The sequence below is a fragment of the Sporosarcina luteola genome (genome assembly GCF_023715585.1).
Lineage (GTDB): Bacteria > Bacillota > Bacilli > Bacillales_A > Planococcaceae > Sporosarcina > Sporosarcina luteola_D.
The window spans coordinates 2,016,860-2,041,888 of sequence record NZ_JAMBOK010000001.1 but is presented as its reverse complement, the minus strand read 5'-3'; the positions used below and the strand labels follow the sequence as shown (position 1 = coordinate 2,041,888).

29 protein-coding genes are annotated in these 25,029 nt (G+C 45.1%); 16 read left to right on the top strand and 13 right to left on the bottom strand.

Annotated elements, in window-relative coordinates:
* Positions 1-36 precede the first annotated feature (36 nt).
* The 4 genes from allC (at position 37) to M3193_RS10075 (ending at position 3,690) form a co-directional block, all read left to right on the top strand.
* Positions 37-1,275: an allantoate deiminase gene (allC, locus tag M3193_RS10090; RefSeq protein ID WP_251627034.1), complete on the top strand. Its 1,239-nt coding sequence runs from the start codon at positions 37-39 to the stop codon at positions 1,273-1,275.
* Between the two features lie 123 nt (positions 1,276-1,398).
* Complete coding sequence (gene wrbA / locus M3193_RS10085; protein WP_251627270.1) at positions 1,399-2,010, top strand: NAD(P)H:quinone oxidoreductase; 612 nt, start codon at positions 1,399-1,401, stop codon at positions 2,008-2,010.
* A 401-nt stretch (positions 2,011-2,411) separates the two neighbouring features.
* Positions 2,412-2,759 (top strand): winged helix-turn-helix transcriptional regulator, encoded by a 348-nt coding sequence (locus tag M3193_RS10080; RefSeq protein ID WP_251627269.1) that lies wholly within the window; start codon positions 2,412-2,414, stop codon positions 2,757-2,759.
* A gap of 19 nt (positions 2,760-2,778) precedes the next feature.
* Positions 2,779-3,690: a DsbA family protein gene (locus tag M3193_RS10075; protein ID WP_251627268.1), complete on the top strand. Its 912-nt coding sequence runs from the start codon at positions 2,779-2,781 to the stop codon at positions 3,688-3,690.
* A gap of 71 nt (positions 3,691-3,761) precedes the next feature.
* Here the strand turns inward: M3193_RS10075 and M3193_RS10070 are convergent, their stop codons facing one another.
* Positions 3,762-4,274: a methylated-DNA--[protein]-cysteine S-methyltransferase gene (locus M3193_RS10070; RefSeq protein ID WP_251627033.1), complete on the bottom strand. Its 513-nt coding sequence runs from the start codon at positions 4,272-4,274 to the stop codon at positions 3,762-3,764.
* 268 nt (positions 4,275-4,542) lie between these two features.
* Between M3193_RS10070 and M3193_RS10065 the strand changes: the two genes are divergently transcribed.
* The 4 genes from M3193_RS10065 (at position 4,543) to M3193_RS10050 (ending at position 8,318) form a co-directional block, all read left to right on the top strand.
* Positions 4,543-5,070 (top strand): YusW family protein, encoded by a 528-nt coding sequence (locus M3193_RS10065; RefSeq protein ID WP_251627032.1) that lies wholly within the window; start codon positions 4,543-4,545, stop codon positions 5,068-5,070.
* A 143-nt stretch (positions 5,071-5,213) separates the two neighbouring features.
* Complete coding sequence (locus M3193_RS10060) at positions 5,214-5,501, top strand: metal-sensitive transcriptional regulator (RefSeq protein ID WP_251627031.1); 288 nt, start codon at positions 5,214-5,216, stop codon at positions 5,499-5,501.
* An 88-nt stretch (positions 5,502-5,589) separates the two neighbouring features.
* Complete coding sequence (gene copZ / locus M3193_RS10055; protein ID WP_251627030.1) at positions 5,590-5,790, top strand: copper chaperone CopZ; 201 nt, start codon at positions 5,590-5,592, stop codon at positions 5,788-5,790.
* 116 nt (positions 5,791-5,906) lie between these two features.
* Complete coding sequence (locus tag M3193_RS10050) at positions 5,907-8,318, top strand: heavy metal translocating P-type ATPase (protein WP_251627028.1); 2,412 nt, start codon at positions 5,907-5,909, stop codon at positions 8,316-8,318.
* Between the two features lie 54 nt (positions 8,319-8,372).
* Here the strand turns inward: M3193_RS10050 and M3193_RS10045 are convergent, their stop codons facing one another.
* Positions 8,373-8,801, bottom strand: a complete 429-nt coding sequence (locus M3193_RS10045) for a GatB/YqeY domain-containing protein (protein ID WP_251627026.1) — start codon at positions 8,799-8,801, stop codon at positions 8,373-8,375.
* Positions 8,802-9,030: 229 nt separating this feature from the next.
* Here M3193_RS10045 and M3193_RS10040 point away from each other — a divergent pair, with 229 nt between their 5' ends.
* Positions 9,031-10,707 (top strand): methyl-accepting chemotaxis protein, encoded by a 1,677-nt coding sequence (locus M3193_RS10040; protein WP_251627024.1) that lies wholly within the window; start codon positions 9,031-9,033, stop codon positions 10,705-10,707.
* A gap of 159 nt (positions 10,708-10,866) precedes the next feature.
* On the opposite strand, the gene M3193_RS10035 is transcribed toward M3193_RS10040, so the two are convergent.
* On the bottom strand, positions 10,867-11,205 hold the full coding sequence (locus M3193_RS10035) for a zinc ribbon domain-containing protein YjdM (protein WP_251627022.1): 339 nt from the start codon (positions 11,203-11,205) through the stop codon (positions 10,867-10,869).
* A 385-nt stretch (positions 11,206-11,590) separates the two neighbouring features.
* On the opposite strand from M3193_RS10035, the gene proS reads away from it, so the two are divergent.
* Positions 11,591-13,027, top strand: a complete 1,437-nt coding sequence (proS, locus tag M3193_RS10030; RefSeq protein WP_251627019.1) for a proline--tRNA ligase — start codon at positions 11,591-11,593, stop codon at positions 13,025-13,027.
* A gap of 366 nt (positions 13,028-13,393) precedes the next feature.
* On the opposite strand, the gene M3193_RS10025 is transcribed toward proS, so the two are convergent.
* The 7 genes from M3193_RS10025 to M3193_RS09995 all read right to left on the bottom strand — a co-directional run bounded on the left by M3193_RS10025 (position 13,394) and on the right by M3193_RS09995 (position 19,483).
* Complete coding sequence (locus tag M3193_RS10025; RefSeq protein WP_251627017.1) at positions 13,394-14,131, bottom strand: HAD-IIB family hydrolase; 738 nt, start codon at positions 14,129-14,131, stop codon at positions 13,394-13,396.
* On the bottom strand, positions 14,100-15,317 hold the full coding sequence (locus M3193_RS10020) for a glycosyltransferase (RefSeq protein ID WP_251627015.1): 1,218 nt from the start codon (positions 15,315-15,317) through the stop codon (positions 14,100-14,102). Before M3193_RS10020 ends, M3193_RS10025 begins: the two co-directional genes overlap by 32 nt.
* Positions 15,318-15,464: 147 nt before the next feature.
* Positions 15,465-16,658, bottom strand: a complete 1,194-nt coding sequence (locus tag M3193_RS10015) for an alanyl-tRNA editing protein (protein WP_353056383.1) — start codon at positions 16,656-16,658, stop codon at positions 15,465-15,467.
* A 64-nt stretch (positions 16,659-16,722) separates the two neighbouring features.
* Complete coding sequence (locus M3193_RS10010) at positions 16,723-17,082, bottom strand: hypothetical protein (protein WP_251627013.1); 360 nt, start codon at positions 17,080-17,082, stop codon at positions 16,723-16,725.
* Between the two features lie 134 nt (positions 17,083-17,216).
* Positions 17,217-17,951 carry a hypothetical protein gene (locus M3193_RS10005; RefSeq protein ID WP_251627011.1) on the bottom strand — a complete coding sequence of 245 codons (735 nt, stop codon included), beginning with the start codon at positions 17,949-17,951 and terminating at the stop codon, positions 17,217-17,219.
* A complete protein-coding gene (locus tag M3193_RS10000) occupies positions 17,951-18,475 on the bottom strand; it encodes an RNA polymerase sigma factor (RefSeq protein WP_251627009.1) in 525 nt (174 codons plus the stop codon). The genes M3193_RS10005 and M3193_RS10000 overlap by 1 nt, the downstream gene beginning before the upstream one ends.
* A 120-nt stretch (positions 18,476-18,595) precedes the next feature.
* The gene (locus M3193_RS09995; RefSeq protein WP_251627007.1) at positions 18,596-19,483 is read right to left on the bottom strand and encodes an EamA family transporter; all 888 of its coding nucleotides are present in this window, start codon (positions 19,481-19,483) and stop codon (positions 18,596-18,598) included.
* A gap of 217 nt (positions 19,484-19,700) precedes the next feature.
* Here M3193_RS09995 and M3193_RS09990 point away from each other — a divergent pair, with 217 nt between their 5' ends.
* The 3 genes from M3193_RS09990 to M3193_RS09980 are packed head-to-tail and all read left to right on the top strand — an operon-like array spanning position 19,701 to position 21,579.
* Positions 19,701-19,901: a PLDc N-terminal domain-containing protein gene (locus tag M3193_RS09990; protein WP_251627004.1), complete on the top strand. Its 201-nt coding sequence runs from the start codon at positions 19,701-19,703 to the stop codon at positions 19,899-19,901.
* A complete protein-coding gene (locus tag M3193_RS09985; RefSeq protein ID WP_251627001.1) occupies positions 19,898-20,800 on the top strand; it encodes an ABC transporter ATP-binding protein in 903 nt (300 codons plus the stop codon). Before M3193_RS09990 ends, M3193_RS09985 begins: the two co-directional genes overlap by 4 nt.
* Positions 20,797-21,579, top strand: a complete 783-nt coding sequence (locus tag M3193_RS09980) for an ABC transporter permease (RefSeq protein WP_251626999.1) — start codon at positions 20,797-20,799, stop codon at positions 21,577-21,579. The genes M3193_RS09985 and M3193_RS09980 overlap by 4 nt, the downstream gene beginning before the upstream one ends.
* Before the next feature lie 84 nt (positions 21,580-21,663).
* Here M3193_RS09980 and M3193_RS09975 read toward each other — a convergent pair whose 3' ends face one another.
* Entirely contained in the window at positions 21,664-21,891 is a 228-nt protein-coding gene (locus M3193_RS09975; RefSeq protein ID WP_251626997.1) for a hypothetical protein, read from the bottom strand.
* Positions 21,892-22,030: 139 nt separating this feature from the next.
* On the opposite strand from M3193_RS09975, the gene M3193_RS09970 reads away from it, so the two are divergent.
* A complete protein-coding gene (locus tag M3193_RS09970; protein ID WP_251626995.1) occupies positions 22,031-22,219 on the top strand; it encodes a hypothetical protein in 189 nt (62 codons plus the stop codon).
* A 45-nt stretch (positions 22,220-22,264) separates the two neighbouring features.
* Here M3193_RS09970 and M3193_RS09965 read toward each other — a convergent pair whose 3' ends face one another.
* Complete coding sequence (locus M3193_RS09965) at positions 22,265-22,465, bottom strand: CsbD family protein (RefSeq protein ID WP_251626993.1); 201 nt, start codon at positions 22,463-22,465, stop codon at positions 22,265-22,267.
* A gap of 209 nt (positions 22,466-22,674) precedes the next feature.
* On the opposite strand from M3193_RS09965, the gene M3193_RS09960 reads away from it, so the two are divergent.
* On the top strand, positions 22,675-23,070 hold the full coding sequence (locus M3193_RS09960) for a hypothetical protein (protein ID WP_251626991.1): 396 nt from the start codon (positions 22,675-22,677) through the stop codon (positions 23,068-23,070).
* Positions 23,071-23,095: 25 nt separating this feature from the next.
* On the opposite strand, the gene M3193_RS09955 is transcribed toward M3193_RS09960, so the two are convergent.
* Positions 23,096-24,133, bottom strand: coding sequence for a PQQ-dependent sugar dehydrogenase (locus M3193_RS09955; RefSeq protein ID WP_251626988.1), 1,038 nt, complete (start codon positions 24,131-24,133; stop codon positions 23,096-23,098).
* 130 nt (positions 24,134-24,263) lie between these two features.
* On the opposite strand from M3193_RS09955, the gene M3193_RS09950 reads away from it, so the two are divergent.
* Positions 24,264-25,016 (top strand): gluconate 2-dehydrogenase subunit 3 family protein, encoded by a 753-nt coding sequence (locus tag M3193_RS09950; protein ID WP_251626986.1) that lies wholly within the window; start codon positions 24,264-24,266, stop codon positions 25,014-25,016.
* Positions 25,017-25,029 lie beyond the last annotated feature (13 nt).

The following is a 25,029-nucleotide window of genomic DNA, read 5'->3' as shown; positions in this document are numbered from 1 at the left end:
ATAAAACGATACGAAATATAAAGCTAAAAGGGGCAGATGAATGTGACAGATGTAACGCGTGAAATCGCGCACCTCGAAGAATGGTTAGCCGAACACGGAAAGGATCCGGAAGGCGGAGTCACCCGGTTACTTTATACAAAAGAGTGGGTGGAAGCGCAGAAAGCCCTTGAAAACGTAATGCAGAAAGATGGATTAACTACCCGATTTGACGATATCGGAAATCTTTTTGGTCGGTTGGAGGGCAGCACGTACAAAGATGAAACGATTCTAACCGGCTCTCATGTGGACACAGTTAAAAACGGTGGAAAGTTGGACGGAGCCTTCGGAATCCTGGCAGGAATTTTAGCGATTCGTCTGTTGCAGGAAAAACATGGCCAGCCACTCCGCAATCTTGAAGTCGTGTCATTTGCAGAAGAGGAAGGAAGCCGATTCCCTTATGCGTTTTGGGGTTCGAAAAACTTTGTCGGCATCGCAAAGAAGGAGGACGTTGAAAACATTACCGATTTCAATGATGTGCCATTTGTCGATGCGATGAAGGAAGCTGGTTTTACTTTCAGGGACGAATCAAAAGCTTTCCGCGATGATTTGAAGGGGTTTGTGGAAATCCATATTGAACAAGGCAATGTTCTCGAGAAAGAAGGAAAGGACATTGGCATCGTTCATAGCATTGTCGGGCAGAGGCGTTTTACGATTGAAGTATCCGGCGTTGCGAACCATGCGGGGACTACGCCGATGGGGTATCGGAAAGACGCTTTATTTGCCGCAAGCCAGATGATCAATAGCGTCATCAGCAGGGCAATAGAATATGGCGATCCTCTCGTTGCGACAGTCGGGAAGATTGAAGTGAAACCGAACACCGTTAACGTTGTTCCAGGGGAAGCGTTATTTACGTTGGATGTTCGGCACACGGAAAAAGATGTCCTTGTAAAGTTTACGGAAGAATTGACAGCGATCATCAAAAAGATTTCTGCCGAATTTGAGGTGGAGACGACAATTGATATGTGGATGGACGAAAATCCGATTCCGATGGATAAAAAAATCGTCGAAGCCATTGAAAAGCAAGTTAAGGAAATTGGATTCAATTATAAACTGATGCATAGCGGAGCAGGCCATGACTCCCAGATCATTGCGCCAGTCGTGCCGACAGCTATGATTTTCGTGCCAAGCCGCGAGGGAATCAGTCATAACCCACTGGAGTATACAAGCCCGGAACAATTGGCAGTGGGCGTTCAAGCTTTGATGAGCTCTTTGTATGCGTTGGCTTATATAGAATAAAGAATAAAACTGTTTCTATAGGGAAATAAGTAGAAGAATGCAGTTTTGAAAATATCAAATGAAATAGGTGTAACGATGGGCTTTTTAGCTAAATTATTTGGAAGATCAAAGGAGATGGAAAAATTGGCAAATGTAAATGTAGCGGTGATTTTTTATAGTATGGGTGGTACAAATTATCAATTAGCACAATGGGCTGAAGCAGGAGCAACGGAAGCAGGAGCAGAGGTTAGAGTGTTAAAAGTACAGGAATTGGCTCCGCAATCAGTAATCGAAGGAAATGAAGCTTGGAAAGCAACTGTCGAAGCCACAAAAGATGTTCCAGTTGCGACATCTGAAGATATTGAATGGGCAGATGCGGTCATCTTCAGTGTTCCGACCCGATTTGGCAATATGCCATCGCAAATGAAGCAATTCCTTGATATTCAAGGCGGTCTGTGGGCAAGTGGAAAGACGGTCAATAAAGTCGTAAGTGCTATGACGTCGGCACAAAATCCACACGGCGGCCAAGAAGCAACACTGCTTTCCCTCTATACTTCCATGATGCACTGGGGTGCGATCATTGCAGCTCCTGGCTACACGGATCCGGTCCTTTTCGGAGCGGGTGGAAATCCTTACGGAACAAGCGTGACGGTGGACCAGGACGGTAAAATGATTGAGGACGTCCAAGCTGCTGTTAAACATCAAGCGAAACGTACAGTCACAGTCGCCGAATGGGTTAAAAAAGGAAATCAATAAGATGAAATAATTTTGGGTTGTCCAGAGAGTCGTATCTGGACAACCCTGTTCCTTTTTTGCAAAGCAAGCACCTCCCACGCTCAAAGCGAGACCTTCCGCGTCCAAAGCGAGGCCTTTCACGTCCAAAGTGAGGTCACCTGCGCTCAAAGTGATGCCTTCCGCGCTCAAAGTGAGGTCACCCGCGCTCAAAGCGAGTCCTTCCGCGCTCAAAGCGAGTCATTCGCGCACAAAGCGAGCCATTCCGCGTCCAAAGAAAAATGCATAGTATCGATAACGCATGATCAACTACAAGCTGCCGACCATTGGCAACTTTTTTTATGCCAACACAGTCAATAATATTTATACTTGATATACTTTTTATACTCGTGTACAATTAAATTAATTAAGTGGAGGTGGTACTCATTAACGTATGTCCTTATTTAGAATCGTGCTTCGAAATTTTAGGAAGGCGGTGGAACGGGCTTATTATTCATTACCTGTCAATCTGCCCCGAGTTCACTGCCCATTTTTCCGAAATGAAACGCGACTTGCCGGATATTACCCCCCGTTCGCTTTCAATGAAATTGATTGAACTCGCTGAGCACGGATTAGTCATAAAAAAAGTGACAGAAGGAACGCCTGTCATCATTTCCTATCATCTGTCCGAAAAGGGACAGCAATTGGCTCTCGCTTTGCAGCCAGTACAGGCTTGGGCGCAACAGCATATCGAACTTGATTTATCCAATCACACTAAAGAAAAGGGGAATTGACGTGAGTACAAATAATAATATGATTTGCAATATGGAAACAGGTGTCTGCGGCCCTGCTGGCGATGACACAATTTCAATGGAGTTCATTGATTTATCAGCTCCGAAAAAAACGATTGACCTTTATTATGTAACTGATCCAATCTGTTCGCATTGTTGGGCGTTGGAGCCTGTTCTTCGAAAATTTGTGCATCAGTACGGGCATTACTTCAATATGCATACACTTATGGGAGGATTGCTTGAAAAATGGGGTGATGGTCCCGTCGATCCTGCAAACGGGATATCCGGACCATCTGACGTAGCCGGTCACTGGAGGGAAGTCGGAGAACATTCGCGCATGCCGATTGATGGAACCGTTTGGTATGATAATCCAATCTCGTCTTCTTTCATTCCATCCCGAGTATACAAAGTGATCCAACAAAACCATCCTGAACTAGCAAACGTATTTTTACGCCGTGCACGTGAAGAGCTTTTTGCCTTCAATAAAAATATTGCCCAAGACGATGTTTTGATCAAGATTGTCAATCAAGTTGGACTGAATGGGGAAGAAATCATTAAGCAATCCAAGCTTCCGGAAGCAGACACTAAATTGCACGAAGACTTCCAGCTCGTACGTCAGTTAGGTGTCCGAGGATTCCCGACAATTGTCATAATGAATGAAGAACAAAAAGGCGTTCGGATTGTCGGTGCAAAATCAGTGGAGGACTACGCGAATTCACTTCAACAATTGCTGCCGAATGAGACGATAAAGCCGAAGCAACTTTCCGGGTTGGCTCAATTACTGCAACAGGAAAAATTACTATTCTCGCGCGAAATCGAAGAGTTTTATTCGATTAATAAAAGTGAATTTGACGCATTCGTGGAGAAGCAATTGCCGCAAGACAGTTACACGGTTAACAGTCTTCTTGGAGAAACGTATATTCGAGCAAAATAACAATAAGAAAAGCGACTCCCCCAACAGGCAGTCGCTTTTCTTATTGAACCTACTCAGTGAGTTATTTGGTTTTATTGCTCCAACTCCAACAGTTTCTTTTTCATGTCCAAACCGCCCCGAAAGCCCGTCAGGTTGCCGTTTTTCCCGATTACGCGATGGCAAGGGACAGTGATCAGAAGGGGGTTGGCACCGATGGCAGCGCCGACTGCGCGCACAGATTTCGGTTTTTGAATCCTTTCCGCTATATCAGAATAGGAAACGGTTTGTCCATACGGTATTTCCTGCAGAGCCTTCCATACGGATTGTTGAAACGGAGTGCCGTGCAAATCCAGATGCAATGTAAACTCTTTCCGTTTACCTTCCATATAGTCAATCAATTCCTGTACATAAGGCTCCATGGCAGTATTATCTTCTACCAGATGATAAGTAGAAAGGCGTTTTTTCGCCCATTCAGACAGTTCTTCGAATGGTGCGTTGTGCGGCCCAGCATAACAAAGCCCTTCAGCGGTAGCTGCAATATATATATTCCACATCCTATGGTTCAATAGCGTCCAATAGACGATGCTTTCATTGTTCTTTTCCATACTAAACTCCTTCCATTTAGTTACTCGCAATCCTCGTAAAATGTATGAGCCTTTTCGACATCGAAAATCCGAACGATAGCTGTAATCATTCTATAATGAACTCAAATCCCACAAGGTGTTTTCAATTTTCACACGTTAATGACAGTATACTACCTTTCTAGAAGTTATACTTCATTTTTTCGGTAGTTCATCCACTGGCAACTTCCTATATAATTGATTAAATTACTGGGAAATGGGTAAAGAATAGAATAGATTGGAGGTCATTGGGATGAAAAAAATAGGTGCATTATCTATCCTAGGTACGTTATCACTCATGCTGATGGGCTGTGGTGACGATGTGAAGCAGGAGAATGGCAACACTGCCGTGAAGGAAGAGAGTAACGTTGTGGAAGAAAAGAATACCACCGAATCTACAGACACTGATCAAAACAATAGCGCATCGACTCCTGCAGAAATGCTGGAGAAGATGGATGAACTGGAGTATGCAGAGTTTGAATTGGAAGTTGAATATGCAGGAGGTACTGAATATGAAGTGGAAATTGACCAGAACAGTACCGGTACCGTTAATGCCAAAATTGAAGATTCATTAAATCATGTCGAGAAACATGGTAGCGATGCATTCAATGAATTGCACCCACTTATCCAACAGTTAACAATTACACAGGAGTCGAAGAAAGACGAGGTCATTTCAGAAGTTTTAACAACCTTCAACTTGCCGACTGACTATACGAAGTTTGATTTGGAAATCACATTTAACGACGGAACAAAAATGGAGTTTGAGGATAAGAAGAAATAAATAAAGCGATATTGGTAAAACAAACGTGAGTTTCATACTCACGTTTGTTTTGATTTGGTATGGCTTCCGATCAATAATTGCGCTCCCTATCCAATAATGATAAAATAGGGGTATAGGGTATATTGTGAATCGGGGTGAAGGATTTGTCTGAAACAAGTAAGAAAACAGTCCAACCAAACAAACAACAACTGTTAAATCGTTTAAAACGAATAGAAGGGCAAGTCAGAGGCGTTCATCAAATGATTGAGAATGACCGTTATTGTGTTGATATTCTCCATCAAATCAGTGCGATTCAATCTGCGATGAATAAGGTTTCATTAGCTTTATTGGAAGATCATACGCATCACTGCGTCGTGAAAGCGATAAAAGGACAAGATGGCGAAGCGGCGATTCAAGAGCTGATGAGCATCATGAAAACGATGACCAAATAGTCACCTGGAACTTTTTCTTGGTATACCTGCCTAGGGTATGCTATATTGAGAGTAACAACAATATTCACAATACTGGGAGGTTTTCATAATGAAAGAAGTGCTAAAAGTAGAAGGCATGTCTTGCGGCCACTGTGTAAAATCAATCGAGTCAAGCGTCGGTGAACTACAAGGTGTTTCCGTTGTAACAGTGGACCTTGCGACTAAAGAAGTAACTGTTGAGTTCGATGATAAAACAAATATTACGCAAATAAAGGAAACAATTGAAGACCAAGGCTATGACATCGCTTAAGTAACAGCGTCCGGCTAACCGTGCGGGGGTATGTAAAGCGGAAGTGATTATACTGCAACGTATAATCCTTCTTTTTTCAGTTAAATATACCCCCACCCAGTATAGGAGGGATAAAAATGACGAATGTAGAAAAAACCTTAAAAATTCAAGGAATGACATGCGCTGCATGTGCAAATCGAATTGAAAAAGGTTTATCCAAAATAGAGGGCGTTGAAAAGGCCAATGTGAACTTTGCATTGGAAAGTTCGACAATAAACTTCGATCCCGATGTGACGAATGTCGATGAATTCACGACAAGAATTGAGAAACTGGGCTTCCATGTTGTTCATGATAAAACCGAATTCGATGTAGCGGGCATGACTTGCGCGGCATGTGCGACGAAAATCGAAAAACGCTTGAACAAGATGGAAGGTGTTTCCAATGCGACAGTCAACTTTGCGCTAGAAACAGTGACTATTGACTATGACGGCGGTCAAACGAGTCCTAATGAAATGATGGCAACCGTGAACAGAATGGGCTATGAATTAATTCCAAAAAGTGACGGCAGGGAAAAGATAGATCATAAAGAGCAGGAAATCAAAAAGCAATACAGGAAATTCATCTTTTCTGCGGTTTTGACACTCCCGTTGTTATGGACGATGGTAGCGCATTTTGAATTTCTGTCGTTTCTCTACTTGCCTGAATTTCTCATGAATCCATGGGTGCAATTGGCAATCGCGACACCCGTTCAATTCATTGTCGGCGCCCAATTTTACAAAGGAGCATTTACTTCATTACGAAATAAAAGCGCCAATATGGACGTGTTAGTAGCGTTAGGAACGAGTGCAGCATATTTCTACAGTCTTTATTTAACATTCGAATGGCTGAATGCGGGTAGTGTCGGTCATCCGGAGCTCTACTTTGAAGCATCCGCAGTCATTATTACCCTTATCGTCCTCGGTAAATTATTCGAAGTGCGGGCAAAAGGGAAAACGAGCCAGGCGATTCAAAAATTGCTCGGTTTGCAAGCAAAAACAGCACGCTTGTTGAAAGATGGAATTGAGCAGGAAGTGCCTATTGAGGAAGTCATGGCAGGGGACATTATCCACGTCAAACCAGGCGAGAAAATCCCTGTCGATGGAGAAATTGTTTCCGGCCAATCGGCGATTGATGAATCGATGATTACAGGTGAAAGTATTCCTGTCGATAAAGTACCTGGAAACTCTGTTATTGGAGCTACGATCAATAAAAATGGTTCATTACAAATCAAAGCAACGAAGGTCGGTAAGGATAGCGCATTATCGCAAATCGTCAAAGTCGTTGAAGAAGCGCAAGGCTCCAAAGCTGAAATCCAACGTTTGGCGGATAGAATTTCGGGCATCTTTGTCCCTATCGTTGTCGGCATTGCCATTTTGACGTTTCTCATCTGGTATTTCGCAGTCACACCGGGCGACTTCAGATCGGCACTCATTCCGACCATTTCTATTCTCGTCATTGCATGTCCTTGTGCGCTCGGGTTAGCGACACCGACATCGATCATGGCAGGTTCGGGTCGAGCTGCTGAAATGGGCTTGCTGTTCAAAGGCGGGGAGCATCTTGAAAATACCCGCTCGATTGACACAGTAGTGTTGGATAAAACCGGAACTGTTACAAAAGGTCAACCAGCATTAACGGATATCATCGTGTCTGAGGGATTTGCTGAGCAGGAAGTGTTGCAGTGGGTTGCGTCAGCAGAGAACCAATCGGAGCATCCGCTGGCACAGGCGATTGTAACGGGCGTAAAAGAAAAAGGTGTCGAATTGATTGAAGTGGAAGCTTTCAAAGCGCTTCCTGGATACGGAATTGAAGCGGAAGTTGCTGGAAATCATCTATTTGTCGGTACGCGAAAATTAATGCGCAGCCGTAATGTTGACCTGCATGATATTGAATCCACAATGGAGAAGATGGAGAACGAAGGGAAAACGGCGATGCTTATCGCAATCGACGGGAAGCTTGCAGGCGTCGTGGCGGTGGCGGATACTGTAAAAGAAACGTCCAAAGAGGCGATCAAAAGAATGCAGGAACTCGGACTCGATGTCATTATGCTGACAGGGGACAACAGTCATACTGCTGAAGCAATCGGCCGACAAGTTGGACTGACTCATATCATTGCAGAAGTTCTTCCAGACCAGAAAAGCGATAAAATCAAAGAACTGCAATCACAAGGAAAGAAAGTCGCAATGGTCGGCGACGGCATCAATGACGCACCGGCGCTTGCTATGGCGGATATCGGCATGGCGGTCGGCACCGGAACGGATATTGCAATTGAAGCAGCTGACATTACATTAATGCGCGGCGATCTGAACAGTGTCGCTGACGCCTTCATCATGAGCAGGAAAACGATGCGGAACATTAAACAGAACCTGTTTTTCGCCTTCTTCTACAACACGATCGGCATACCTGTAGCAGCATTGGGTCTACTAGCCCCATGGGTGGCAGGCGCTGCAATGGCATTCAGCTCCGTATCGGTCGTACTCAATGCGCTTAGGCTGCAACGTGTGAAACTGTAACAGCTTTCAAATGCAAATACAAAAGCCCATCCATTCGGATGGGCTTTAACTATGTTACTGAATGAGACTTTTTACAGCCTTCGACATCGTTGCGCCGTCCGTTTTGCCGGCAAGCAGCGGTTTTGCGATTTTCATTGCATCCCCCATGTTCATTCCTTGGACGACTCCCGCTTCTGTCAGCAATGCCTTCACTTCATCCTCGCTTAATTGCTTCGGCAAAAATGACTTAAGCAGAACTAATTTCGCCTTTTCCTGTGCAATCAAGTCCTCACGCTGCGCTTTCTCGGCACCTTCCAACGCTTGATTCGTCTGTTTGATTTCACGGTTTACAATCGCAACTTCCTCTTCCTCCGTCAGAGCGGAACCCTTCTCTTTTTCAGCAAGGTCAAGTCCGGACTTTAGAATTGTGAGCACGCCTTTGGAAAGTATGTCCTTCTCTCTCATGGCTTGTTTCAGTTGTTCGAACACAGTTGTTTTTAACATTGTTCAAATCGCCTCTTTTCATTTATCGAGTGCATCCATCCCACTCGAATTTGTTTAATAATTATAGAGGAGGCGACCTTGAACTGCAACTTGTGGGTGTTGCAATAAGGAAGCGTGCAAAGAATAGATACTATTAAATGAATAATTAATCACTTTACTTATAGTAAATTCAACCGATATTAGTAATCGTGTGTGGACTCGAATAAAAAAATAATAGGAGATGTAGAGTATGTTTAAAAGTATTAAAAGTAAGTTATTGTTTTCTTTTTCATTAGTGATTTTATTAGTGCTGTTGTATGGCATTTATAATATTTACGCGGTGATGAAAAGTAATGAAGAAGCAAGGAAGATCGTGGAGAGAGAGCTTCCGTTATTGATTGCCCATGATAAGATGGCGTTGACGATGGCAAACCGGATCTCTACGGCAAGAGGATATGTCCTGTATGGAGGAGATTATAAGGACAGATTTAATAACTACACTGAGCTTGGAAAGCAAAATGAAGCAATCATTCGGGGTATTACTGAAACGGAAGAGTTTGATCGTCTCATCGAGAAAACGATAGCTTGGAGAATGATTATCAGTGAAGAAGTGTTTGCTGAGTATGATAAAGGGAACCAGGAGTTAGCACTAAGAAACCTGGACAAGTCAACTCCGATGGTCCGTGAAATTATGGCGGGATATGAAAAATTGGCAGCGGATTATGAAGAAAATATTAATGCCGCAGAAGCGAAGATTATGGAAGATGGGAATCGGACGCTTAAGATTGTGAGCATTGTGACGGTCTTAGTCATCCTCTTAAGTATAGCTGCTGCGCTATTTACAGCGGAACAAATTACAAAACCGATTAAAATGATAATGAACCGCATGTTACAGATGGCTAAAGGTGATTTAAGCGGTGAAAATATGAGTACTACTGCTAAGGATGAAATAGGCCAGCTTGTCCATGCGGCAAATGAGATGAGCCATAACACCCGCAATTTATTGAATACGATCAATGATATTTCAGGCTCTGTATCAGCCCAAAGTGAAGAGCTGACGCAATCCGCGACTGAAGTGAAATCCGCGACCGACCAGGTTGCTATGACAATGTATGATTTAGCGGAAGGTGCAGAATCCCAAGCGACACAAGCAGGTCATTTGTCTGACCTGATGGACTCGTTCGTTCATCAAGTCGAAGAGGCAGATGAAAAAGGGGGACATATTCAAGCTGCATCTACAAAAGTGTTGAATATGACTTCGGAAGGTCGTCGTTTAATGAATCTTTCCAATGAGCAAATGGGAAGAATAGACAGCATCGTACAATTTTCCGTGGATAAAATCCAAGGATTGGACGCCCAGTCACAGGAAATATCAAAATTGGTTGTCGTTATTAAAGATATTGCAGATCAAACAAATCTGTTAGCATTAAATGCTGCTATTGAAGCGGCAAGGGCAGGCGAACACGGCAAAGGGTTTGCAGTCGTAGCCGAAGAAGTAAGAAACTTGGCGGAACAGGTTTCCCTTTCCGTGACCGACATTACGAAAATTGTTGGTGACATTCAGTCAGAATCCAGTTCGGTTGCAGCATCCCTCATTGAAGGATATGGGGAAGTGGAAAGAGGTACAGAACAAATTACGCAGACGAGTCAAACGTTCAACGATATTAATGACGCTGTAACAGAAGTGGCCGCTCATATTACAACCATTTCAAGCAACTTATCAGAAATGGTTTCCCGCAGTCAGGAAATGCGCGGTTCAGTTGAAGAAATTGCAGCTATCACTCAGGAAACGTCTGCAGGAATTGAACAGACATCTGCTTCAGCGCAACAGACAAATAGCTCGATGGAAGAAGTGGCAATGAGCTCAGAGCAACTATCGAAATACGCTGAAGAACTCAATGGAAAAGTACTTCAATTCAAATTGTAAACGGGAAAAGGGGGCTGTCACAGGACAGTCCCCTTCGTTTTTACCAATGGTAACCGATTTCGGTCAATTACCGGCGGATATCGGTCATTTCTTATAAGTTATCGGTCACTTCCCGGAAGTTATCGTCATTTCGGGACCTTCGACTCACTAGAAATCAAATTAAATCTTTTTCACAAACTCCGATTTCAACTGCATTGCCCCAAAACCGGGGATTTTGCAATCAATATCGTGATCGCCTTCAACCAGCTTGATATTTTTCACCGTTGTTCCCATTTTGACGACGTTTGAACTGCCTTTCACTTTCAAATCTTTGATAACTGTAATCGTGTCACCATCGTTCAATACATTACCGTTTGCATCGCGGACAACTGCAGCTTCGTCTTCGGTCTCCTGGGATTCCAATGTCCACTCGTGTGCACATTCAGGGCAAACAAACAGGTTTCCGTCTTCATATGTGTATTCGGAATTGCATTTTGGGCAATTAGGTAAATTATTCATGACTTGATTCCTCCATCCACTAGTATCAATCATACTATAGCAAAGAACAGGATTAATCCAAGTCCGCAGGAGTAAAACACAACCGCATTTGTATAAATCACAAGTATTTGCTATATTATAAGCAATATGGAATCACTGATGTGGCCCAGTAGATGAAAATTGTGAACCAGAAAGTACGGTGCCTTGCTGAGAGCCGTACCACCGCTTTTCATTGAACCCTACCACGGAGATGTCATGCAAACATGACCGGGTCGTTTTCGTTACAGAACGTTCGAGGGCTTAGCGTCGCTAGGCCGAATGAAGGTGGTACCACGTCTATTCAGCGCAAAGACGTCCTTATATAGGACAGCTTTGCGCTTTTTATTATGATAGGGAGGAAATATAGATGAGTAATCAGAAGAACGATTTTTCAAAATGGTATATCGACACGATCCAGAAGGCGGATTTGATGGATTATACACCGGTTCGCGGATGTATCGCATTCAAACCGGATGGCTACGAAATTTGGGAGCATATCCAAGCTGAGATGGACAAGCGCTTCAAGGAAACAGGCCATCGGAATGCGTACTTCCCGATGTTAATTCCTGAGTCGTTCTTCCAGAAGGAGAAAGATCATATCGAAGGGTTCTCCCCTGAACTCCCATTCGTGACGGAAGCTGCCGGCGAGAAATTGGAAGAGCGCCTTGCACTGCGTCCGACGTCCGAGACGATGATCGGTCACTTGTATTCCGACTGGATTAAGAGTTATCGTGATCTTCCAGTGTTGATTAACCAATGGGCGAACGTTTTCCGTTGGGAGAAAAGAACATTGCCTTTCATTCGGACGTCTGAGTTTTTATGGCAAGAAGGGCATACGGCGCATGTCGATGAAGAAGAAGCACGTACAGAAACAATGCAAATGCTGAACATTTATAAAGAAGTCGTGGAAGGTCTATTGGCAATTCCAGTCTATGACGGACAAAAAACGCCATCCGAGCGCTTCGCGGGCGCGGTCGACACGTATTCGATCGAGGCGATGATGAAGGACGGTAAAGCGGTCCAAGCGGGTACGTCCCATTATTTAGGCACGAAGTTCGCGGAAGCATTCGACATTAAATATTTGACGAAGGAAAACCGTCACCAATTCGTGCATACGACATCATGGGGGACTTCGACGCGGTTGATAGGCTCGGTCATCATGGTTCACGGCGACGAGCAGGGGCTTGTATTGCCTCCTCGTATCGCACCGACGCAAGTAGTCTTGATTCCGGTTGGTCCATGGAAGAAGAACCCGGCTATTATGGAGAAGTTGGATGAAGTCTTCGCGGAGTTGAAGGCGAAAGGAATCCGCGTGAGGTTGGATGATTCCGATCAGTCTCCAGGATTCAAGTTCAATGAGTGGGAGCTGAAAGGCGTTCCGGTCCGTGTTGAGCTAGGGCCACGTGATTTGGAGAACAATCAAGCGCTTATGAAAGCGCGCGACGAAGACGAGAAAGTCGCCATTGACTTGGCATCTATCGTCGAAAGCATAGAACAGGAATTGCAAACGATGCAGACACGCCTGCTTGAAAAAGCGCGTGCGTTCCGTGCGGAGCATTCCCATACGCATATCGACACAATGGAGGACCTAACGAAGCATATCGCGGATTCGGCGGAGAAAGGCGAAATCCCTGGTTGGATCCTTGCCGGCTGGTGCGGCGAGGACGCGTGCGAGGAACAAGTGAAGGATGAGACAATGTTCACGACACGCAACATTCCATTCAATCCGCCAGCTGAAAAGTCGACGTGTATTAATTGTGGAAAAGAAGCGAAGCATACAGTTTGGTTTGCAAGAGCTTATTAATATTTTGAATGAATTAGGCTGCCATCCCTCGGGAGGCAGCCTTTTGCATGGAGATATTTTGTTTTTGTGATCCATTTAATTGATAACCTAAGCCATTAAATGGCTAAGCGGTGATAAATTGATGCTGAGTGGTGATAAACCCCTCACAAACGGTGATAAACACCTTCTGAGCGGTGATAAACTCATCACAAGCGGTGATAACTCTTTAAGTTGGCGGTGTAATTATGCGAGTCGGTGGTAAATCAATTCAAGTGGGTGGTAACGCTCAGAAAGTCGATGATAACACCCCAAGTCGGTGACAAACCAATTAGAGTCGGTGATAACTACCCGCAAGCCGGTGATAAGCCGCCCCAAGTCGGTGACAACTCATCCAACAGACTTTCGCCCCTCCCCATAAAAGTGCAACCACGCTTCATGGATGCCGCCTGCACAGTTTTCATTCGCTCGGAAAAGATTCTTGCACGGTTCCATCTCCAGCAACTCAGCCTGGGCATTGCCGACGATGACGGAAGGGTGGCCGAGGGAAAGCATGTCCCGGTCGTTGCCCGAGTCGCCTGCGATTAGCAGCTTAACGTCATCTCTCGCATACTTCCTGAGTACATATTCCAATGCGTTCCCCTTGCCTGCACGACTAGGAAGTATATCAATATCACGGTTTGAGCTGAAGATGAACGTATGTGGAATGGCCTCGGCATCAAGGGCTTTCCGGAATTCATCCACCGCCCCGATATCATCAGTAACAGTAAAGGAAACACGTCGATCATCGGGCAGCTCCTGTCTTTCCAATGCAGGAAAAGCGGCCGCAATCTCTGCTACCATCCCAGGCTGCCAATCCTCCTGCATGTCCTGTTTCCAATTGATGTCTTCCAACCCGTCAGTATGATAAATAGACGTACCTACATCCGTTATGAGCAAATCGGGCAGCGGCAAACCCTCTTCCGCCATAAGCGCTCGAGCAGAGGATAGATGCCTGCCAGTCACATAGATGAGCGCGACCTCTTCGGGTGAACTGTTAAAGTACTCAAGCAGCCGTCCGAGTGCGTCCTTATCACCGACAAATGTTCCGTCCAAATCAGTCGCTAGCAATTGCTTTTTGTTTTTCAAACATGACCACCTCATACAATCCATCCATTTTCTTGGCAACCGAGTCCCAATCGAATTCCCGCCGTGCATAAGCAGCCGCACGCCTTCCGAGGGAACGTGCAAAATCACGGTTCGCTGCGAGCAGTTTCATGGCGAATGCCAAGTGTTCCTCGTTCTCCTTCTGGACATGGAGGCCAGTCTCCCGGTGACGGACCACGTCCTGTAATCCTCCAACCTTGGAAGCAATGACTGGGCTTCCGCACGCTTGAGCCTCAGCGGCAACCATTCCGAACGATTCATAAGTAGAAGGGACAATGACGGCAGTGGCTTCATTGAAAAGCGCGGCTAATTGTCGCTGGGAGCGTGCTCCGATAAATTCGATGTGCCGCTCAAGACCTCTGATCGCTTTCTTCAATTTCGGACAGGTCGGTAATTTCTCCTGCAGGTCAATCTTGTCAGGATCTCCTCCTGCAATAACGAGCTTCGCAGAAGGAGGAAGCTCATGACGCTCCAGTAATAGTCTGAAAGAATGCAGCAAAGTGTAAATACCTTTTGTCTGCTCAAGCCTGCCGGCAAAAGCAAAATACGGCTGCGCCCTTTCCTCCTGGATAGAGGGCTTGAAGTTTTTGTCAACTCCTATTGGAATGACATTGATGGGTGAGGGGCTATTAACGAAGCTTTTAATTAACTTCCTTTCAGTTGCAGTCGTCGCGACGACTGCATCGGCTTGCTGCAATATCAATTGTTCGGCATTCATTCTTTTTTCCTCGCGCACGCCTGTAGCCTGCTCTTTGGCAACGGCTAATGAGTGGGAAGTGTGTATCCATGGCAACCCATATTCCTCAGCCACTTTCGCGCCAAGGAGCCCGGATAGCCAATAATGGGTATGCATCACGTCATAAGACGCCAAGTCGATGCAGGAACGCATTTCATCATAAAAATCGTAAAGCATGTTGTACATCTCGTTCTTTGGCACAAAGCCCTTCACTCCTGCCGATACACGGATCACTCGGCATTTGGATCCGAATTCCTCTATGGAAGGGGTGTCAGCGTCAGCCCAATGGGTAATGACATCTACTGTATGCCCTCTTTTATCTAACGACAGTGCCAGCTGTTTCACATAATTATTTTGACCGCCAGCCTGCTCTCCTCCGAGCGGGGCAAGCGGATCTCCATGATCTGAAATGAATACTATTCTTTTCTTCATAATAAACCTCTCCTTGGAAGATATCAGAAGTATCCTTGTCTAATATCTTTATATACCCCGAGGAGACAAATACTAAACATAGTTAGAAAGCAAACTTTATAATTAAATAAACTCCTCCCGGAAGTGAGATCAGGAGGAGCTGTATATTTATTGCTGTGTAATTGAATTTTCCATTACATGTAATAGTTCATCGGCACTCATCGTTTTCGCACCGCCACCTTGGACCAAGGCATCATTTCCGCCTCCTTTTCCGTTCAGGAGAGGCAAGGCTGAAGCGGAAACCAGTTTCATGCTTGTCCCGGCGGATACGCCACGGGCAGCTACGAACTGGAGCCTGTTTTCATTTTCGGCAACGAGAAGGGCGATGACCGTCTCATCCTCGGCAACCAACATCCGTGCCAATTTTTGAAGGTCTTGTACGGTACGATCGGTGAATGAAAATCTAACAAGAGTACCATTCTTATTATCCAATAAGCTCTTCGCTTCCAATAACAGCAAATCTTCCTTGGTCTTTTTCAACGATTTTTCCAACTCATGATGCGAAGCCAAAAGCCGATCAATTGCATCACTCACACCGTCTTCAGGTGCACTCAGCAATTTGGACGCTGCCGACAACTCCGCATTTTTCCGATGAAGCTGTTGAAGGACCCGGCCGCCGCATGCAAAATGTACACGGACTATCCGCTTCTGTTTTTCTGTGGACATTATTTTCAACATCCCAACTTGCCCCGTCTCCAACGGGTGGGTGCCCCCGCAGCCGTTATCATCGAAATCCGGTATGATAACGAGCCTGATATCATCTGTCACGGCCAATTGTTTACGAAGCGAATACTCCGAAAGCTCGTCTTCCGTCACCCATTTTGTTTCAATCGGACGGTTTTCCAGAATGACATCATTCGCAAGCTTTTCAGCAGCATCCAATTGCTCCGCAGTCACGTCTTCCACGTCCAAATCGATGGACACAAGCCCTCTGCCAAGATGAAAACTGACTGTCTGAAATCCGTAGAGCCGGACAAAAGCAGCCGTCAAAATATGCTGCCCCGCATGCTGCTGCATATGGTCGAAACGGCGCTCCCAATCGATCTCGCCCTCCACATCCTCTTTGGATTGAAGCTCCTCTTCAAGGAAATGGCGGATTTCACCGTCCATTTCCTCCACATCAATTACCTGGACACCTTCTATGGTTCCTGTATCATGCGGCTGCCCGCCGCCGGTCGGATAGAATGCGGTGTTGCTCAATACGACATAGGGACGTCCATTAGAATCCTTTCCGTTCCCGACAATATGAGCTTTAAACGTCCTTTTATATGCATTTTGATAATAAATACGGTCCTTCAACATATTACCGTCTCCTAGCGTGAATAGTTTATCAATAGTGTACAACAAAAAGAAAAGGGCTTCCCACTTATTTCAGTGAGAAGCTCCGTTCATGTTTTGTGAGAAAGGAAAGGATCCTTTCAACTAACATATCATATTTATCTTTCCACAATATTCTCATTGCCAATGTCAGGAACAATAGAGAACCTAGAAGAACCAATGAAACGATACTCGTTATTTGAAAGAACAGCACCTCATTGAAGCCGCCAAGCCCCATGGAAATGATAATGCTACTGACAAAAACAATGAAACAGATCGGCAGCATTTGAATGAATATATCCTGGTTCCTTCTTTTTAAATACTTCATCGTGAAAGGTGTAATGAATGCGATCAGCGTTAGATATAATAAAACAATCAGCGTATCAATGACAATCATGAAAATATCCATGCCCAAGAGCCTCCTTGCTATCTACTTCTCAATCTATACCCTATCTTCTTATAACATATGCATAAGAGTACACGAATCTACTTTTATACCTAAAAAAAAAGAAGGGGAAAAAGGGTCCCCCTTCAAAACTCCGTCTATTCGATAATTTTAAAGCTCTGTAGCATATGATGAAATCTTGCGCCATGACCTTCCGCTGCCTCAAGGAAGTACTTTTCGGTAATGACAAAGCTTCCATCTTTCCCGTTGCTCATGACGTACACATCAATGACCTTACCGTCCCAAGTCGACTCAGTCAGTCCATGCAGCCAGAACCCTTCGATAGGCTCCGAGACTATTTCAACGGCCCGAAGATCAGGGAATCCAACCTTCAACTTTTCCTCAAGCTCCTTCACAAGCGTTTCCGGCTTGTCAGTTGGATATTGTTTTATTTCCATGCTTACTTCGGGGTATTTCTCTGGAAGAGGTTCAATCGTCGTAATAATGTCTGCGTCTTCACCTTTAATCATTTTATAGCGTGATTCATCCACATAGATGATGTACTCGGAATCCTTCCCTTCATTTAGGTAAACTTCCGTCGGCTCGTCTTGCCCTTCAATGCTCTGGATAATCTCCTTTTCGGGAACAAACATATCTTTTATGCCTTTGATCAATGCCATCCCGGACTTGCTCTGCAACGTGAACGCAATGACAAGTGCCGCCGCCGCAATCAGCATTGCAGGCATCCAGCGTTTTCTTCTCTTTATTATTGTCTTTTTCCCTTCAAATAGTTCCACGTTGACTTCATTCCAAATATCTTCCTTCAAATCATGCACATCTGCGCGTGTTTGTTGTTCAAGCTCGCTCTTTATCCGCTCATCAAATTTGCTCATCAGGACAGATCCTCCTCTCGAATAGATTGCAACTGTTCTTTCAATCGCTTTCTTCCTTTAAACAATCGCGACTTGACAGTGTTTTGATTCAACCCTAAAATGTCCGCGATCTCTTTTTCGGAAAATCCTTTACTATATTTCAAGATAAGCGGAATCCGGATTGAATCGTCCAATGCTTGAATAATATCGTAGAGCTCCGTCAACTGCTCGAATGATTTCTCTGCTAGGGAAGGCTCGTTCTCAATCGAATCGATATTCAAAAGGGGTGATTCCCTTTTCAGTAAACGAAGACATTCATTCGTCAATATCCGATAGAACCAAGGGTCGAATGGCAAAGTTGGATTATAGCTGCCGATTTGCCGATACACCCGGATAAACGTTTCCTGCACCGCATCTTTCGCCATCTCCCGGTTGCGGGTGATTGCGCTCGCCGTCCGGATTGCCGTACCGGCATACGCCTCATAAAATTGACGGAATGCGGCTTGATCGCCTGCCCGTATTTTCCGAACCCACTTTTCCTGCACGCGGTACACTCCTTTTAGAAACCTAGTTTGCTGCTCTCACTATATATACCCTCCGGAGTGCCGAAAAGTTTTCGGTGCAATAAAAAACCACATCACTAATTAACGTGATGTGGATACCTCCTAAGCATCTTTCAATCGTATCCGTCGGTTAGCGATGCTAGGCAATGTCATGCCAATGAGGATGATCACAATTCCTGTAATCTGCAAAACGGTCATATGCTCATGCAATAAAAGCATCGAAACAGTGACGGCAACCGGCAGTTCGATCGCGCTTAAAATCGATGCCATTCCTGTACCGACTTTTGGAATGCCGATGGAGAAGAGCAGGATCGGCAAAATGATGCCGAACACCCCTAAAATCAAACCATAAATCCATAAGCCGTTCAGCAATGTGCCATCCCAGACGATTTGCGGCTCTTGAAAGAAGGTGATGGCGACTGCGGCGAAGAATGCCATGAACAATAGCCTTGTGATCATGTCCATCTCTTCCACTTGCCGCTGATTCACCATGAGGAATGCCGAGAAACTGACTGCCGAAACCATTCCCCATGCCCATCCATGCCAAGGGATGCCGCTTAAGTCGGCATCGATGACACCTGCAGCAAAAATCGTACCTCCGAATAAAAACAGTAAGGAAATGACTTCAATTCGTTTCGGAAGGCGTCGGCGGGCGATGCAATCGAGAAGCATGCCGATCCACGTAAATTGAAAGAGCATGACAACTGCGAGGGAAGCGGGCATCAAGCTGACAGCTTTCCCATAAACTGTTCCTGTGATTGCTGTTAGCAGACCGGCGATGACCAGCGTAAAACCGCCGCCGAACTTAGGAAGCGTCCGCCGGGTGAAAAGGTATATAAGTGCGGCTAATAGAAAACCGGTATAGTATTGGCTCGTTACTGCTTGGGGTGCTGTAAACCCGTCCGCAATGGCCAATTTAATGATTGTTGAAAGAATTCCATAGCTGCACGCCCCAAGAATGACGAACAGCGGATACATCCATGGTTTCATCTTGCGACCTCCAGTTCCAATTCTCGCAATAGTATAACACGGTTGGGGGGAATCAGTACGGGTAGTCAATCTATAGGAACCGCGCTCAAAGTGAGCCGCCAGCCCTTAAAAGCCAGTAAGGTAAGAATAATATTTAAGAAAACTTTAATTTGTTATATACAGCGTATAACAAGCGTGTTATACTCGATGTATAACAAAAAGAGAGGTTGTGACGTTCATGTCGGAGATTGCAAATATACCTTGGAGCCTCATTTTACCGGTACTTGTACTTCAATTGATCTTGATGGTTGTCGCTTTGGTTGATGTCATCCGTCATCAACGGACCAATGGACCATTCATCCTGTGGATTTTCATCATATTGCTCCTCGGTCTCATTGGACCAATTTTGTATTTCATCTTCGGGAGGAAGCAGGCATGACGCAGTTGTTGCAAGTGCATGAACTTTCGAAGAGTTATGGTAGTCACAAAGCCGTCAATTCAATTACATTCGAATTAGGGGAAGGGACATCGACGGCATTGATTGGACCGAACGGAGCAGGAAAAACGACGACATTGTCGATGTTAGCTGGACTTGTCGCTCCAACCAATGGATCGATTTTATTCCGTGGGAAGCCGAAGCCGGACATCCGGGCTTCCATCGGATATCTTCCTCAATACCCGAAGTTCTTCCCTTGGTTGACAGCACTCGAATTCACTGAAATGGCTGCGGTGTTGAGTGGCGTTGAAAAGAGGCGAGCGTTATCGGAAGCTAAAAAGACGCTTGAGTTTGTCGGTCTTGGGGATTCGATGAAAAAGAGGGCCGGAACATTCTCCGGCGGCATGAAGCAAAGGCTCGGTTTGGCCCAGGCGATTGTCCATGAACCGGAGTTGCTGCTATTGGATGAGCCAGTGTCGGCGCTCGACCCGGTCGGACGGCGCCAGGTGATGAATTTGCTGAAGGAACTTCAACAGAAGACGACAATTTTATATTCGACCCATATCTTAAATGATGCAGAAGAAATGACTGACCAGCTGTTATTCCTGCGTAAAGGAGTCCTTGTTGAAAATGGATCGCTCGATTCCATCCGAGAGAAATACGCCAACCCCCGCGTTCTCATCGAGTTTGAGTCGGTCATAGAGGCTGAGAGGTTTACCGCCATTTCCCCTTGGGCAGTCAGGGTGGAAAAGAAGCAAGTATCCATCGATGCAGTCGAGGAAAAGGTTGGGACGTCTGAAGTTTTAGCGCTGTTGCATACAGAATCCCTCCATATAAGGAAAGTGGAGTTGCAGACGGCCAGCTTGGAAGACATTTTCATGAAGGTGGCGGTGGAGGAATGAGCAGCTTGAATGCATTATTACGCAAGGAATGGCGGGAAAATGTCCGCAATTTCAAACTGTATTGGATTCCGATTGTGTTCGTTATCTTTGGAATACTAGAGCCGATTACGAACCACTTCCTCCCTGAAATTATGAAAAGTGTTGGAAACTTGCCGGAAGGGACGGATTTCGTCTGGCCAAAATTCCGGGGAGAAGATATTTTTGTCTCATTAATGGGTCAATATCAGATAATCGGCATCCTTGTCATCATCCTTGCTTTCATGGGCTCTATTTCGGGTGAGCGGAAAACCGGGACGGCTACGCTTCTATACGTGAGGCCAATGTCATTTTCCCAATATTTCCTCAGCAAATGGATTGTCGTCAATGTGATTGTATTGGCAAGTGTTTGGTTAGGTTTTTTGGCGGCATGGTATTATATCCGGATTTTATTCAACCCGGTAGCGGCAGGGGAAGTCTTCGCGTTTTTAGGAACGTATAGTTTGTGGCTAATTTTCGCAGTGACGGTCGTTCTGTCATTGAGCGCTTGGATGCCTACGGGCGGGACTGCGGGGCTTTCGATTTTAATTTTGCTCGTTTTCCAGGTCCTTGACGGTATCATCGGCACGTACTGGACGATATCCCCCTGGAAATTGAGTACGTATGCATTGAATGCATTCGGGGCGTCTGTGGATCAATCTGATTTTTGGATGAGTGTGGGGCTTACTATCATCTTCATCGTTTTGCTTGTCTTTTTCGGGATGTATATGGCAAAACGGAATGCTGCCAAGACTCTAGTTTGATTTTGACATTTCCCGGGGAATATCGACAGACTATGACATGCTAGTTCACAAAAAAGCAGAGGATCATCCTCTGCTTTTTTGTGCTTATTTATATTTCTCCTCGCTGGAAGAACTACTTTTCGTTTTACGGTGATGATCTTCCTCATGTTCTTCCAACCTGACATCCTCCAACGGAATCGAATCGACGGTTTGCATATCCTCATGCATGTCGTAGATGCTCTCCTTGTCAGTCGGTAAATTCTCGGGGTTGTCCATGAAAGGACCTTCTGCGTCTTTCCGATCTTCTGAAGCGAATGGTTTTTTCTTATTCATTGAAAGCACTTCCTTTCTTTCCTTATTCTATTCACGTGATTGGCCTGTACTAAACATTTAATACAGACAAACAAAATGTGTTTTCAGTCGAATCTAGGGGTAAAGTATTAAAAATAAATGAAAAAGGAGTGTGTGAAACGTGGAAAAAAGATACGTCGGTAGGAGCGAAGCCGTGAAAAACGAAAAAGCCGTAGAAATTGAAGATGCAGAAAGGGATAGTAGGGCACAACTGACAGACAGCGGTGAAGTGCTTTCAGGTGATGACAGCTTGCAGCCGAGGGATGAGAATACCGGCACGGTTCCACGGATCAACACCGAGCATTTATAAGGAAAGGGAAGGCTGCTTCCTTTTCAGGAGACAGCCTTCCTTCACTTAACGTCGTTCATTCTTGTAATTACCGAAACGATCCTTGAATTCGCCGATTTCCTGCTGTGCTTCGCCTTTCAATTTATCCAGTTTTCCTTCAGCCTGCAGCATTGGATCGTCCGTCGCGTTACCAAATTGGTCTTTTGCTTCACCTTTAACTTTATTCACAACGCTTTTGAACTTGTCCGAGTTTCCTCTTTCGTTCATAATAAAACCTCCTTAAAGTATAGTAGTTTTTAAATACCCCATAGGGAGAAAGGCAAACGTAAAAACTCGAAGGCTCAAGATTTTCGGGCTGGCAAGAGTGGATAGTCCTTGAAAATTATGTCGAAAATTTGGATGAACTTACCTTTTTCCGAATTTGTGTGATTTATATAATGGAAGTATACATATTAGTATTTCTTGGAGGAGATGGAATGATTAGAAAAGGTCGTTTTGCAGTTTGGAACGGTAAAGAATATCCCATCGTATCCCAACGACGTAACTATTTTTTGCAGTCTGGGGATCCTAAAGACGAGGAATTAGGATTTGTTGAAATGGGAACGAATGGTCATTTATTCAAGGAAATAAGCACAGATGAGCTGGAAGATGCTTATGAGATTTTCCCATATGCCATTCTGTCGGGTCATCGTTTTGCGGTGGAGAGTTATGAGCAGGAGACAGGCATTGTGACGTTCGTGACGAATAATCCATTTGCCCATAAGAAAGTCGCTGTCAGTGCTTACGGCAAAGATGGATTTCGTATTGATCTTCCGCTGGATGAGGTTGTAATCTTGGAAGACCGCATTCCTATTTTAAGATTTGAAGAATGAATCAATGGACAGGTGAAGGAAGATGTCATCTTCTTTCATCTGCTATTTTTTTGATATTCACAAACTTATACAAAACATCATCCGATTCGGAAGGGCTTCCCCGACCATCTGTGTTATTGGATATGAAGTAAAGTGACTCCCCGTCAGAATGGATATCCCGAATACGCCCATAGCCTTCTATTTTTTCTTCAACCTCCATCGTTTCCGGGTTGATCACTAAAATGGCTTCCCCTCTGAGAGCCGCAACATATAGCAAGCCGTTGTGAAACGTGATTCCGGACGGCGCCCATGTTTCGTTTGTCCCCGAAGTGAGAAGCGGAGAAATCATGCCTTCCCTGCCTTCATGCCCTTCAATTACCGGCCAGCCATAATTCCCTCCTTGCTCAATCTTATTGACTTCATCGTTTGCGGACTGCCCGTGCTCCGAAGAATAAAGATCACTCTCCGCATTCCAAGCAAGCCCTTGTGGATTCCGGTGCCCCAAACTCACAGTGGTGAAACTGCCATTTTCCTGGAGTTTCACTATCTTCCCGTTGAATGAATTCGGGTCTTGTGCGTTTTCAGGAGCAGCACCGTCACCAATCGTTGCAAAGAGAACCCCTTCCGGTGATAATGCAAGCCGTCCCCCGTGATGGACAGGCCCTGATTCAATTCCGTCCAAAAGGATTTCCGTCTCCTCCCAGTCCTCACCGTCGTACTTCAGCGTCACAATTCGATTGACAGGAGATCCGTCCGAATTATACGTGTAATACGCATAGGCGAGTCTGGATTCATGGAAATCATCGTGAAGAACAAACCCCAACAATCCTGCTTCTGCAGCATTTGAAAGTGGATCTGACAAACGGACTTTCTCCCGTATCGTTTTCCCGTTCTTCTCGACTCTTACAATCGCCCCTCCCCTTTCTGAAATGAAAAAGCGTTCCCCGTCCGAAGCAATGGACCAGGGGGCTTCTAGATTCGTGGCCAGTCGTTTGGCTTGGATATAGGTTGCAGCCGTTTCACCAGAGAAAGAACAACCCGCCAATATCCCTAGACTTATGATGAATAAAAGAAGTTTCTTCAATTGAAAGCTCTCCTTCCAAAGGCTTTATTTCAGAACAATATACCGCAATTGGATAATTTATGCTGACTTTGTATGAAACCTATAAAAAAACGGACATGCTAGATGGCACATACAGGAAGGAGGAAACAAAATGGCTGATGATCAAAAAGGATTGTCGAGGCGTGATTTCCTGAAAACGACAGGAATTGCCACAGGAGCATTAGTTGGAGGGGGGCTGATTGGGGGTCTTGTCGGCTATAACGTCAATAAAGACGGTGTGCAAACGAAGGGTGGCACGCAAAACGCGGCAAACCATGACACGACCTCGGTGAAAGGGTTAATGTTCTTCACGAATCGTGCTGATTTCAATGTACTTTCCCAAGCCGTTGAACGGATTTTTCCTGAGGATGACCTCGGGCCGGGGGCAATCGGTCTCGGTGTCCCTTATTTTATAGATAACCAGCTGGCGGGGAATTACGGCAGCAATGCGCGCGAGTATATGCAAGGTCCATTTTTTGCTGGGGAAGCGACACAAGGATATCAAAGCAGGCTGACTCGGGCAGAGATCTTCAGACAGGGAATTGCAATCATGGAAGAAGAGGCGCAGAAACGATATCAGAAAGGCTTTACCGAGTTGGATGGCGGGCAAATGGATGAGATTCTCACTTCCTTCCAAAAAAACGAAGTGGAGATGAAAGGTGTTTCGTCGGAATTCTTTTTCAAGCTGCTCCGCCAAGCGACGTTGGAAGGAGCTTATGCAGATCCGATCTATAACGGAAACGCGAACATGGACGGCTGGAGGATGAAAGGATTCCCTGGCCATCAAATGGCATATATCAACGTAATCGAAGAAGAGAAGTTTCAAAAGATCGAACCAAAATCAATTAGCAGTATGCAGCATTGACGGAGGGAATAAC

Coding starts and splice junctions, on each gene's coding strand:
- M3193_RS09995 (WP_251627007.1), bottom strand. CDS start 19,483: ATGAAACCATGGATGTATCCGCTGTTCGTCATTCTTGGGGCGTGCAGC.
- M3193_RS10035 (WP_251627022.1), bottom strand. CDS start 11,205: ATGAATAATTTACCTAATTGCCCAAAATGCAATTCCGAATACACATAT.
- M3193_RS09990 (WP_251627004.1), top strand. CDS start 19,701: ATGTCGGAGATTGCAAATATACCTTGGAGCCTCATTTTACCGGTACTT.
- M3193_RS09960 (WP_251626991.1), top strand. CDS start 22,675: ATGATTAGAAAAGGTCGTTTTGCAGTTTGGAACGGTAAAGAATATCCC.
- M3193_RS10070 (WP_251627033.1), bottom strand. CDS start 4,274: ATGGAAAAGAACAATGAAAGCATCGTCTATTGGACGCTATTGAACCAT.
- M3193_RS10015 (WP_353056383.1), bottom strand. CDS start 16,658: ATGTTGAAGGACCGTATTTATTATCAAAATGCATATAAAAGGACGTTT.
- proS (WP_251627019.1), top strand. CDS start 11,591: ATGAGTAATCAGAAGAACGATTTTTCAAAATGGTATATCGACACGATC.
- M3193_RS10040 (WP_251627024.1), top strand. CDS start 9,031: ATGTTTAAAAGTATTAAAAGTAAGTTATTGTTTTCTTTTTCATTAGTG.
- M3193_RS10045 (WP_251627026.1), bottom strand. CDS start 8,801: ATGTTAAAAACAACTGTGTTCGAACAACTGAAACAAGCCATGAGAGAG.
- M3193_RS10075 (WP_251627268.1), top strand. CDS start 2,779: ATGATTTGCAATATGGAAACAGGTGTCTGCGGCCCTGCTGGCGATGAC.
- allC (WP_251627034.1), top strand. CDS start 37: ATGAATGTGACAGATGTAACGCGTGAAATCGCGCACCTCGAAGAATGG.
- M3193_RS09980 (WP_251626999.1), top strand. CDS start 20,797: ATGAGCAGCTTGAATGCATTATTACGCAAGGAATGGCGGGAAAATGTC.
- M3193_RS10005 (WP_251627011.1), bottom strand. CDS start 17,951: ATGAGCAAATTTGATGAGCGGATAAAGAGCGAGCTTGAACAACAAACA.
- M3193_RS10020 (WP_251627015.1), bottom strand. CDS start 15,317: ATGAAGAAAAGAATAGTATTCATTTCAGATCATGGAGATCCGCTTGCC.
- M3193_RS10050 (WP_251627028.1), top strand. CDS start 5,907: ATGACGAATGTAGAAAAAACCTTAAAAATTCAAGGAATGACATGCGCT.
- M3193_RS09965 (WP_251626993.1), bottom strand. CDS start 22,465: ATGAACGAAAGAGGAAACTCGGACAAGTTCAAAAGCGTTGTGAATAAA.
- M3193_RS09950 (WP_251626986.1), top strand. CDS start 24,264: ATGGCTGATGATCAAAAAGGATTGTCGAGGCGTGATTTCCTGAAAACG.
- M3193_RS09985 (WP_251627001.1), top strand. CDS start 19,898: ATGACGCAGTTGTTGCAAGTGCATGAACTTTCGAAGAGTTATGGTAGT.
- M3193_RS10010 (WP_251627013.1), bottom strand. CDS start 17,082: ATGGATATTTTCATGATTGTCATTGATACGCTGATTGTTTTATTATAT.
- M3193_RS09975 (WP_251626997.1), bottom strand. CDS start 21,891: ATGAATAAGAAAAAACCATTCGCTTCAGAAGATCGGAAAGACGCAGAA.
- copZ (WP_251627030.1), top strand. CDS start 5,590: ATGAAAGAAGTGCTAAAAGTAGAAGGCATGTCTTGCGGCCACTGTGTA.
- M3193_RS10065 (WP_251627032.1), top strand. CDS start 4,543: ATGAAAAAAATAGGTGCATTATCTATCCTAGGTACGTTATCACTCATG.